This is a genomic window from Paenibacillus sp. JZ16 (assembly GCF_015326965.1).
Lineage (GTDB): Bacteria > Bacillota > Bacilli > Paenibacillales > Paenibacillaceae > Paenibacillus_AQ.
On record NZ_CP017659.1, the window covers coordinates 255,772 to 267,694 of the forward strand.

Below are 11,923 nucleotides of genomic sequence, written 5' to 3' on the forward strand. Positions count from 1 at the left end.
TCCCCTATACGTTATCGGCCATATGGCCAAAGATCTAAGCGGTTCATCCATTGAACCGCTTTTTTACGTTATTTAACAGCCGAGTATCACAGATATCAATATTTCGGATATTATTGAAAGTTTGCAGGATATTATGAATGGGCCAAGCCTCTTATAATGAAATCAAGAAATGATAACACTTACATAACGATCATAGGAGGCTTACCCATGAAAATTACCCGGCATCCGGAGAATCCGATCGTAGTGCCTGGACTTTACGAGTGGAGAAAGGTGACGGTATTCAATCCGGCCGTCATTATCGATAACGGAAAATTCTATATGATAGAACGGACGGCAGGCTCGCTGACTCCCTGCAAAAACTACCTGGGTCTTCTGGAGAGTGCGGACGGGGTGCATTTCACTCATGTGCTGGACGAGCCTGTCGTAACGCCGGACCAGCTGGGATTCCCCTACGGCAGCATCCAGGACCCGCGGATCGTCAAGATCGACGATACCTTTTATTTGAACTATGCCTTACGGCCATGTGCCATGAATTATTACCCGACGGGAGCCGGCATCCCCGAACGCTCGATTCCCGAGTATCCGGACGGTTGGGGCGAAGAGGAAGGCCACTGGCTGACGCGTTCCGGGATATTGACTTCCAAGGATCTCATTCACTGGGAGTACCTGTGCGATACAACGCCGCTGGATATCAATGATCGCGACAACATTCTGTTTCCGGAGAAAATCAACGGCAAGTATGTGCTGCTTCGCAGACCGGAAGAATACGTAGGGGAGGAATACGGAACCGAAAAAGCAGCCATGTGGATCAGCTACTCCGAAGACTTGGTGCATTGGGACGAGCCCAAGCTGCTGGCAAAGGCCGAGAACAACGATTGGGAGTTTAAAAAAATCGGCGGCTCTACGCCTCCGGTGCGGACAGATAAAGGATGGCTGGTGCTCTATCACGGCGTGGACCAAGATACGGTGTATCGTGTAGGGGCCTTGCTGCTGGATTTGGAAAATCCGGAAAAAATCATCGCGAGAACCCGCCGCTTCATTATGGAGCCGGAGACGTATTATGAGAAGTTCGGCTATCAGATTCCGAATGTCGTATTCCCGACAGGCAATGTGGTCAAGGACGGGCTCCTCTATATCTATTATGGCGTGACGGATACGGCGATTGCGCTCGCTACGGTTCCTCTGGATGACTTGGTTGATTATATTTTGAACGAACCGCAATAACGAGAGGAGTGAGGGCGTGGCAGAGTAGTTGGTTTCTCTGTCGCGCTTCCTCTAGAACCAATTTGTAAGCGATACCATTCATTTGAAAATTTGTGAAGTTTATGTTACTAAAATTAACGTTAGAAATGAAAATATGCTTTTTATAAGTTATCGCTATTTAAAATGACTTAAAAAAATTAGATGAAATCGTTTTTTTAATGGATATTGGGATCGAGAACCCGATTGTATAATTAATATATCTTATATTGTTAAATATAAGAACATGATATGTAATATATAAAGAGAGGGGTATATCAAATGAAAACATCTAAGAAGCTTAGAACGCTGCTGCTCACCGGAACAGCCGCGCTGCTGCTTATGTCAACCGTAGCCTGCGGATCTGGAGAGAAAGACGCTGCCGAGCCGGAAAAGGTTACCTTGAACATCATGCATCCATGGACCTCGCCGAACGTGGATAACGAGGTGTACAAGGAACGGATCGCGGAGTTTGAAAAACAGCATCCCGACATTATCATCAAGCAGGACGGGGTAGCGGCAACCGAGTACAAAACGAAGCTGCGCACGCTGGCTGCCGCCAACAACCTGTCGGATATTAATGTCGTATGGCCTGGCGCCGATCTGGCTCCTTTGGTAGCCGGGGATCTGCTGATGCCGCTGGATGGCCTGATGGACAACTGGAAGGATATTTTGCCGGAGGACGCATTGGCCGGGTTCAACCAGAACGACAGTCAATTTGCCGTGCCGACCAAACAAACCTTCGTGGATATTATTTACTACAACAAGGAAATGTTCGCTGGAGTCGGTTATGACCAATTTCCGGCTACCTACGACGAGTTCATTGATGCGGTGAAAAAGCTGAAGGAAGCCGGCATTACGCCGATCTCTCTGGGCAACAAAGAGAAATGGCCGCTTCAATCGTCCTTCTTGTCGATTATCGGTGACCGTTATGTAGGCAGTGACTTCTTACAGAAAATTCTGAACAAGGAAGCCAAATTTACCGATCCCGAATATGTGAAAGCGATTGCCGTCATTGACGAACTCGCCAAGCTGGGAGCATTTAATACCGATGCAAACAACATGGATTCCGTGCAAGGCCAGGACTACTTCATACAAGGCAAAGCAGCCATGCATATCTCTTCTTCCACCGTTGACGGAAGAATCCGCATCAACAACGAGGAAGGGGACAAATTCGGCATTGCGCTCTTCCCGAGCGTACCTGACGGCTCCGGCGATCCGGTGAAAAGCGCGGGCGTCGTTCAGTACGGCATTTCCATTAAAAAAGGATTGAGCGATGAAAAGAAAGCGGCTGCCGAGGAATTCATTAAATTTTTTGTTAATGAGGACCTGTACAAAGATCTGATCAGTAAAGGCGTTGTCGTACCGGCCAACGTTGAAATTCCTGAAGATGCGAGCCCGTATCTCAAGGAAATGCTGGAGTTGACCAACAAGGGAACGGCGCCGGTATTCGACAGCGTGATTCCGACCCAAGTTACCGATGTCATGCAGAACGGATTGCAGGCTCTGACGATTGGCAGAGGAACGCCGGAAGAGCTCGCTCAAGAGGTTCAGGAAGCGTTCGACAACATGAAGTAAGGGCGCACTTCCTAAGTCAAGATCATGATGGTACAAAGAAAAACCCGGCAGCGGGTTTTTCTTATTAAAGGCAGAAAGAAAGGAGTTACGCCAATGCATACGCTTAAGCATACGAAATGGGCTATTTTCTTGGGCTTGGCGCCAGCACTCATTATATATATATGTATTGCCATTTTTCCTATCGGCTTATCGGTTTATTATTCCTTGATGAACTGGGATGGGATCACGCCTATGCGTTTTATCGGGCTGGACAATTTTGTTGATATTTTTAAGGACGATATTTTTTGGCTGTCCGTTAAAAACAACGTCATCATTATGTTTACAGGGATCGCGGGACAGATCCCGCTTGGCCTCCTGCTGGCCTTGCTGCTGAATCGAGGGCTGAAGGGCTCCAGTTTCTTCCGGACGATCGGATTCCTGCCCGTGGTCATCTCATCGGTCATGGTGTCCCTGATCTGGGGCATGGTGTACAACACGGAATACGGGATGCTGAACAATCTGCTTGGTGTTTTGGGACTCGAGAGCTGGCAGCAGAATTGGCTGGGCGATCCGTTTTGGTCCATGATCTCGATCAGCATCGCTTATATATGGCAAAACTGCGGACTGTACATGATTATTTTATTGGCAGCTTTGCAGAACATCCCCGATGAAGTCAATGAGGCGGCAGCCCTTGACGGGGCGACCGGATTAAACCGGATTATGCGCATTACCATTCCGATGATCCGCGGGACATTGCTCGTTTCCGTTGTCTACAGCATCAGCAATTCGTTCCGTGTGTTTGATCTGATCCAGATCATGACCGGCGGAGGACCGGCCCATGCAACAGAGGTTATGACCGTCTATATGTATAACAACTCATTTATGAATATGAGATTCGGCTACGGCAGCGCGGTATCCGTATTGATTCTTCTGTTTAGCCTTATCGTTATTACAATCGTGAATCGAATTGCTAGAGAAAAAGAATAGAAGGGAGAGGGAGGAGATGTACAGACAAACGAAATGGTTCCATTTATCGGCATACACATTTTTGGGGATATTCGCTATTATTAATATAATCCCTTTCTTTTGGATGATCGTAGATTCTTTCAAAACCGAACAGGAATATGCGGCGAACCCGTTCTCCATACCAACCGAACTGCAATTCTCCAATTACGCAAAAGCGTGGGAAGTTGCGAATATGGATACCTACTTTCTCAACAGTATCATCGTAACCGTGGTATCGTTGGTCGTGACGGTCCTTCTCGGATCGCTTGCGGCGTACTTCTTGGCAAGGTTCAATTTTAAACTGCGCGGAGCGACTTACGCGATATTTTTGCTGGGCATGGTCGTTCCGATCCACGCGACCTTGATTCCGATCTTTCTGATCATGCGGAACCTGCATTTGCTGGATACGCATTTATCGTTGATTCTACCTTACACGGCCTTCCATTTGTCGTTGACAATCTTTATTCTGGAAGGCTTCATGAGAGGATTTCCGAAGGATCTCGAAGAATCAGGCGTCATGGACGGCGCGGGCGTCTTCAAAATTTTCTGGTCGATCATTTTACCGATCACGCGTCCGGCCATTTCAACTGTCGTGATTCTAAACTTTATCTATAATTGGAACGAGTATTTGTTTGCGCTCGTCTTGATCAGTTCATCGTCGCTGAAAACATTGCCGCTCGGACTCGCCAACTTTGTCGGCATCGAGACGGCCAGCCTGACGCTGCAAATGGCGGCACTGACGATCGCGCTTATACCGATCATCATTTTCTACCTGCTGCTGCAAAAACAACTGGTTAACGGCATGACGGCAGGAGCAGTTAAAGGTTAAACAGGTTTCAATTCTACATCATGAGGACATCGAAAGAGGGAATGGACATGCGCAGCAGTTTTGGCTGGATCGGGAATTATGGTCTGAAACAGAAAGCACTGGTCATTTTCCTCTTTTTTGTCATTTTGCCTACGCTTGGGGTCGGCGTCCTTGCTCAAGACAAACTGAACGAAGTGCTGCGGGGCCAATTTATCCAATCAAGCCAGCGCAGTCTGGAGATTGTAACGAATCAACTGGAAGAGCAAACGACCATGATTGAGGATATTGCCGATTATTTGATACTGAGCAATGACATGCGTCAATATTTGCGGCTGGATCCACCGCCGGAGAGTGAGAGAGCGGAGCGGTTGAAGCAAAATCTCGAAGGTTTCCTGACGTTTCAGTTAATGTCCAAAAATTATATCAAATCGATTTCCATCACCGGCTTTAACGGCAATTCCATCGAGATGGGCGAGCCGATTCACGGCAACGAAGAATCATGGAACCAGCTCGCGGACGAGCACAAAGGCGGGATCGTGTGGAGCAGTGCCTATCCTTCAACCAGCGGTTGGTATGGAGAAGTAAGCCTCGTGTCCTTGTTCCGTGTACTGAACTCCTACGACGAGATCACGCTGCCGCTTGCCCGGCTCGTGATCCGTATGGATGAAGCCAGTATATTCAAACAGCTTCAACGGGGGTTAACGCGGGACGAAGGGATGGTATTCATTGTGGATTCCGATGGACGGCCTGTTCTGCCCTCCAAAGACAGGTTTCCCTTGAATGTCGGTGATGAGGCAGCGTTTAAGGATATCGTAACCGCAGGGACGATGGGTGCTTCTACTTACCGTCACGAAGGTGATGAATATTTGACCTTTCATCAACGGATGGAAAACACCGACTGGAATATCGTTTCCATGGTGCCTAAGGCTGCGCTGGATCAGGATCTACGCGGCGTAACCATATTGATGCAGGTCATTCTCGGCGGGATTCTCCTGTTGGGTTTATCGGCCTTGATCGGCTTCCACTATACGATTATCAGACCGATCCTGCGCTTGAAGATTGAGACCAACCGGGTAAAACTAGGCGATTTCTCCGCCAGGGTCCCTATTCGTTCCAAGGACGAGATTTCCGAATTGAACCGCAGGTTTAACGATATGGTATCCACGATTCAAGAATTGATCGAGCATAAATACAAGCTGGAACTGCGGGAGCGCGAATCGGAGCTGCGTCTGCTTCAGGAGCAGATGGATCCGCATTTTCTCTATAACACGCTCGATATGATCCGCTGGACCGCCAGGCTTGAGAAGGCGAGCGAATCCAGTCAGCTCATCGAAATCCTGTCTCGATTCTTGCGTTCCAGCCTGAACAATGGCCAGTACGAGACCAGCCTGGCAAAGGAAATGGAATTTGTGCGCTCCTATCTGTATTTGCAGCAGAGGCGGCTGGGTACAAAACTGAAATACGCGCTTTACATGGAATATGATCTGGCAAATACGCTAACTCTGAAGGCTACCATTCAGCCATTGGTTGAGAATTTCCTTAAGCATGGCATCGATCGGGGGGAGCCGGTAGCGAAAATATCGGTCAAAGCATACAAGCGTGAGGATGAAATGTGGATCGACGTACAGGATAACGGGCGCGGAATGGACGATGTGACCTTAGAGGAGGTCCGGGAGACTCTCCGTAACGGGGCACAGACCGGTCACAATCGAGGAGCGCTCTGCAACATCCATGAACGTCTGTACCTATTTTTCGGAGAACGCTACGGTCTGGAAGTAATCGAGGCTTCAACGCAAGGTACCTTGATTCGCCTCAAGCTCCCACATTCTGAAACCTACGGTGGTGAATCGCATGATGCAACACGATAAGACAGTAAAAATGCTGATCGTTGATGATGAACCCGTGATCTGTCAAGGCCTGCGCTATACGATTGATTGGGCGGATCATGGCGTTGAAGTCGTTGCGGAAGCCTATGACGGCAGTGAAGCGCTGCAGGTGGTCCAAGAACAAGAGATTGATTTGGTTCTGACCGACATCCGGATGGAGGGAATGGACGGTCTTCAGCTTACTAAGGAGCTGAAGCGCTGCCACCCCCAGATTCGGGTCATCATGATCAGCGGTTATGAGGAATTCGAGTATGCACGCCAAGCCATCAAGCTTGATGTAACCGATTACTTATTGAAACCCGTTGATATTGAAGAATTGGTGGCGGTCGTGGCTGGAATCGTGGAAGACGTTCGCCGGAAGGATACCCGTCTTGATGGTTCAGTGAAGGATGCCGAGCTTTGGCTTGCCGAAATGGCCGCGCCGTACGAAACTTCAATAGCTAAGCCTGTGCCTCCATATCTACTAACCAGTGCCGAGTATAAACTCATAGCCACGCAGCTGGAGAAGTTCTCGAACCTCGCGGCTTCCGTGACCGAACAAGATTTTGCGATACTTCAGCAATTGTGGCTGCATACGATACGTGATAATCTGGAATCATGCGGAGTCCGTCACGTATCCGTATTCGTGCATAAAAATTTGCTGATGACCCTGCTGATGACGGATCAACCGCTATTGAAAGGGCAGTGGGATGAAATCCTGCAAAATATGCTGGATTCTTGGCCGAAAGAGCATCGCATGTATTGCGCGGTATCGGATGCCTACACGTCCTTGGGCCAAACCGCCGCCATGTGTTCGGAAGTTCGAAACCTGCTGCCTTATCATGCTTTGGATAACTGCCCTTTACTGGATTGCGCATATAAGACCAAAGTGGATAACGGCCGGGTGCTGCGCGATTTTGACAGTGCGGACATGGTCTCGAAGCTGTCCGTGGCGTTATTCAAGCAGGATGCTGATATGCTGGAAGAGCTGGTGCGCGGCATGTTCCAATTTTTCCGCGATCAGCGCTATCTATTGACGGATATGGTGAAGGTCTGTGACGAATTATCGATTATGCTGCGGCAGCGCCTTCGACAAAGCGGGCTGACCCAGCTTGAGCATGGCCTGGAAAGGGCGTTCGATCTGGACGTATACAATCATCCCGAGGCGATCCGGCAGGCGATATCCACGGAAGTGTTTGACCTACTGCAGCTCATCGACAAGGTTGGCATCGACCGATCGTTCTGGATCATTGAGAAGGCCAAGAAGTATATGGCGGAACATTATCTTAGTGACCTGAAAGCATCGGAAGTGGCCGCGTATTTGAAAATTACGCCGAGCTATTTCAGCAATATTTTCAAACAAAGCACGGGAAAAAGCTTCAGCGAATACATGAACGAACTGCGCATTAACGAGGCGAGAAATCTGCTGTTGACAACGCAGGACAAGGTGTTTGAGATTGCAGATCGCGTCGGGTATAAAGAATACAAGTATTTTGTATCCGTCTTCAAACTGTACACGGGAATGACACCCAAGAAATATCGGGTCTTGAATATCAAAGAATAAGCATACTGACCAGATTGGAAGGAGAAGGGGAAAATGGATAAGTATCGGAATGCGGCACTTCCCGTTGACGAGCGCGTAGAGGATTTGCTGTCGAGAATGACGCTGCGCGAGAAGGTCGGGCAGCTGAACCAGCACTTGTACGGCTGGATGGCATATGGGCAACTCGAAGGGACTGAAACGGAGTTTGAACTAACCGAATTATTCAAAGAGCATGTCGAGTGGGGAGCTGGCATGGGGGCGTTGTACGGACTGTTCCGGGCGGACCCTTGGTCCGGAGTGACCTATGAGAACGGGATTCCTACGCAAGACAATGCCAAGGTAGCGAATGCCATACAGCGCTATGTGATCGAACACAGCCGGCTTGGCATTCCTGTTCTTCTCTCGGAGGAATGTCCCCATGGTCATCAGGCGCTTGACGGAACGCTTCTGCCCGTTAATACGGCCATCGGATCGACGTGGAATCCCGAATTAATTGAACGCGCCTATTCCCATGTGGCCTCCGAAATCCGCAGCCGCGGGGCTCACATCGGCTTGGTATCGGTACTGGACATCCTGCAGGATCCGCGGTGGGGACGCTCCGAGGAGTGTTACGGGGAAGATCCGTACCTGGCTGCGCGGATGACGGAAGCGGTTGTGCACGGCATGCAGGGAAGAGAGCAAGAAGAGTGGAAGCGCCCGGACAAGGCGGCAGCCGTGCTCAAGCATCTGTGCGCTCAGGGAGCAGGGCAGGGCGGTCGCAATGCAGGACCGGTTCCCGTTGGCGAGCGGGAGCTTCGCGAAATTCATCTGCCGGCTGCGCAGGCCGGAATCAAGGCAGGAGCGGCAGGGGTCATGGCGGCCTATAATGAGCTTGACGGCATCCCATGTCACGCCAATGATAAACTGTTAACCGGCATTCTGAGAGATGAATGGGGATTCGATGGGATTGTCATGGCGGATGGAACGGCCATCGACCGTTTGGTGTCCATAACGGGAGATTATGAGTCGGCTGCAGGACTTGCCCTGTCATCCGGGGTTGATCTTAGCCTATGGGACAAGTCGTTCACCACGCTTGAACAAGCGGTGAAACAAGGGAAGGCCGATATGGAGTACATCGATCGCGCGGTGGCTCGAGTGCTTCGGCTTAAATTCAGACTGGGACTGTTCGAGCACCCGTACATAGACGAAGGCTTGGCAGCTGCAACCGTCAATAATGCTGTCGCTAAAGACTTGAATGCATCCGTCGCAAGAGAAGCGGTTGTGCTGCTCAAGAACGACTCAAACGTACTGCCGCTGAATAGCGGCCGGATCAAACGACTGGCGGTCATCGGACCCAACGCGGACAGGCTTTACAACCAGCTTGGAGACTACACCAGCGTTCAGCGCGAGGGCAGCGGAGTCACGGCGCTTCAAGGCATTCGGATGGCTGCACCCGCAGGCACGGACATCGTCTTTGCTCCCGGATGCAGCGTGCGAGGCATGTCCACGCATGGTCTACCCGAGGCGGTTGAAGCAGCCCGTTCCGCGGATGCGGTCGTGCTCGTGCTCGGCGGCAGCAGTGCCCGCCAATTCGGAGATACGTTTGATAGTAATGGTGCAGCCATTGTAGCAGAAGGGGATCCGACGGAAATGGATTGCGGCGAAGGCGTCGATCTGGCCGATCTCCGATTAGGCGGCATACAGGAGCAATTGGTCCGGGAAATTCACGCGCTCGGCAAACCAGTTATTACGGTACTCATTCAGGGACGTCCGCTGGCCATCGCCGAGGTTGCTGAGCTCAGCGATGCACTGCTGTGTGCCTGGTATCCTGGAAGCGAAGGAGGCCGTGCCATTGGCGAGATCCTGTTTGGACAGGTGAATCCCAGCGGCAAGCTTTCCGTATCCATACCACGCTCCGTGGGTCAATTGCCGGTTTATTATAATCAGAAGAACGCTGGACAGCCTCGTCCCTATGTCGATATGCCGTCCAAGCCGCTATATCCGTTCGGATTCGGCCTTGGTTACAGCATGTTTGAATACGGAACTCCAACGATTTCGCAGAAGGAAATGACGCTGGAAGAGCTTCGATCCGGAGGCCGTGTCGAGGTCAGCGTGGAAGTGAGAAACAGCGGGGACATGAAAGGACTTGAAACCGTACAGCTCTATATTCAAGGCGATCAATCAGGGATTACCCGCCGTTTGCGGGAATTAAAGGGATTTAAGAAGATAGCGCTGGAGCCCGGCGATGTAAGCACCGTCACCTTCGAGCTTGGCTTCGAGGAATTGGCTATATGGGATCGAAACATGGAATTCGAGGTAGTCCCTTGTCGAGTCAATATCGTAGTGGGTGCCCATTCGGATTGGGAAACCGGTATTGTTCAGTTAAGGTTAAAGTCCTAAAACGAAGCTCAAACAAAAAAGGGTTCTTAAACATTAGCACGATGCATCGATACTTGGAGGCAGCAATTAACGCTGTCTCTTTTTGTCGTGAATGAGCACTTTCGTTGACTAGAAGAAGAAATTGGGATATGATTTTAGAAATCGCGGAAAACATTATCGTTTTATTATTTTCCGAACAGGGAGGTGTGCCTATTGAAAGAGCGAATTGTTGCGGCGGCAAGCCATGAAATCAAGAGAAGAGGATTACGCTTTACGATGGGGGACCTTGCCAAGCGACTGGGTATGAGCACGAAGACGCTGTACGGATGGTTCCCGTCCAAGGATGTGCTGATTGCAACGATTCTTCGTGAGGCCATTATTGAACTTCAAGAAAAAGAAAAGGACATCATGACTAATCCTGAACTGACTACGCTCGATAAACTTAAGCGATGTCTTATCCTCATTCCGACTGATTTTCAGTTTATCGGATTAAACCTCATAACCGAGCTTCAGCGTTATTATCCTGATCAATGGAAGACGCTGGATGAATTTCTGAATAAACAGTGGGACAGCATCACTGAACTATTTGAAGAAGGAATCAATCAAGGATTGTTACGTCCGTTTAATACTAAAATTTTTATTGATTTGTATGTTGGAGGCCTTTATCGCTTAATTGAGGACTCGTCTGAAAATAAAAGCAGCATTACGCTTCAGGAGAGTCTGCGGGATATGGAAGAGATCCTGTTAACCGGTATTATTCAGAAGGAAGTTTGAACGATCATTATTCATTATGGAGAAGAGAGGGCAACACATGAGTAAATCATTAAAAGGTTTATTTTTATTTACGGATATCGGATTTATTTTGTATTGGGTCATCACCGCACTAGCGTTAATTCCCAAGGAATATTTATATCAGGATTATACCAATGAGCTGTTAGTAGCCTGGAATTGGTCGTTCTTCCCGCTCGATATATTCATTTCCATCACCGGAATGTACAGCATTTACCTACATAAACAGATGAATATAAAGTGGAGAAGCGTTGCCTTAATCTCGCTCATCCTGACATTTTGTTCCGGACTGCAGGCGATCGCTTTTTGGATCATAAAGTCCGATTTTGACATCATGTGGTGGACGCCTAATCTGTACCTCATGTTATATCCATTGTTCTTCATCCCAAAACTGCTTGAGACCAAAGAGCCGTGTTAATTCACGGTTTTTTGATTTTCGTTTTACTAAGATCGGATGAACATTCGATAAAAGTTACTGCCGACCTCTTCTGAGCGCTGGCGAAAAAAAGGGCTAAAGGACCATGCGATTCGTCTAACTTTAAGTATTTTATACACGGGAAATTCCTGAGGTACATGGTAAACTCAATAGTGGATCCCCCATTTTTTGTAATGAAGCAGAAACTTGATTGGAATGAAACGATGTTTCTGTATAAAGAGAGGAGGAAGATATCCTATATCATGGCAAAAATGCCCGCATGAACCTTGTCTTTCGTGCGTTTTCGGGGGCAGTCCAATTTCTTTCCTACTATTAATGGAGGT

The 11,923-nt window shown here is 49.0% G+C and carries 9 protein-coding genes; all 9 read left to right on the top strand.

The genetic code is table 11. The features are described from left to right. The first annotated feature begins 207 nt into the window (after nucleotides 1-207). The 9 genes from BJP58_RS01135 to BJP58_RS01175 all read left to right on the top strand — a co-directional run bounded on the left by BJP58_RS01135 (nucleotide 208) and on the right by BJP58_RS01175 (nucleotide 11,582). Nucleotides 208-1,224: a glycoside hydrolase family 130 protein gene (locus tag BJP58_RS01135; RefSeq protein ID WP_194542431.1), complete on the top strand. Its 1,017-nt coding sequence runs from the start codon at nucleotides 208-210 to the stop codon at nucleotides 1,222-1,224. A gap of 297 nt (nucleotides 1,225-1,521) precedes the next feature. After that, nucleotides 1,522-2,817: an extracellular solute-binding protein gene (locus BJP58_RS01140; RefSeq protein ID WP_194542432.1), complete on the top strand. Its 1,296-nt coding sequence runs from the start codon at nucleotides 1,522-1,524 to the stop codon at nucleotides 2,815-2,817. 93 nt (nucleotides 2,818-2,910) lie between these two features. Beyond that, the gene (locus BJP58_RS01145; RefSeq protein ID WP_194542433.1) at nucleotides 2,911-3,783 is read left to right on the top strand and encodes a carbohydrate ABC transporter permease; all 873 of its coding nucleotides are present in this window, start codon (nucleotides 2,911-2,913) and stop codon (nucleotides 3,781-3,783) included. Between the two features lie 16 nt (nucleotides 3,784-3,799). Next, on the top strand, nucleotides 3,800-4,630 hold the full coding sequence (locus BJP58_RS01150) for a carbohydrate ABC transporter permease (RefSeq protein ID WP_009592052.1): 831 nt from the start codon (nucleotides 3,800-3,802) through the stop codon (nucleotides 4,628-4,630). Between the two features lie 20 nt (nucleotides 4,631-4,650). Further along, the gene (locus tag BJP58_RS01155; protein WP_233354855.1) at nucleotides 4,651-6,477 is read left to right on the top strand and encodes a cache domain-containing sensor histidine kinase; all 1,827 of its coding nucleotides are present in this window, start codon (nucleotides 4,651-4,653) and stop codon (nucleotides 6,475-6,477) included. Then, entirely contained in the window at nucleotides 6,461-8,038 is a 1,578-nt protein-coding gene (locus BJP58_RS01160; protein WP_233354856.1) for a response regulator, read from the top strand. The genes BJP58_RS01155 and BJP58_RS01160 overlap by 17 nt, the downstream gene beginning before the upstream one ends. 33 nt (nucleotides 8,039-8,071) lie before the next feature. After that, nucleotides 8,072-10,396 (top strand): glycoside hydrolase family 3 N-terminal domain-containing protein, encoded by a 2,325-nt coding sequence (locus BJP58_RS01165; RefSeq protein WP_194542434.1) that lies wholly within the window; start codon nucleotides 8,072-8,074, stop codon nucleotides 10,394-10,396. 192 nt (nucleotides 10,397-10,588) lie between these two features. After that, complete coding sequence (locus BJP58_RS01170; RefSeq protein WP_194542435.1) at nucleotides 10,589-11,149, top strand: TetR/AcrR family transcriptional regulator; 561 nt, start codon at nucleotides 10,589-10,591, stop codon at nucleotides 11,147-11,149. Nucleotides 11,150-11,186: 37 nt separating this feature from the next. After that, on the top strand, nucleotides 11,187-11,582 hold the full coding sequence (locus BJP58_RS01175; protein WP_194542436.1) for a YvaD family protein: 396 nt from the start codon (nucleotides 11,187-11,189) through the stop codon (nucleotides 11,580-11,582). Nucleotides 11,583-11,923: the final 341 nt, after the last annotated feature.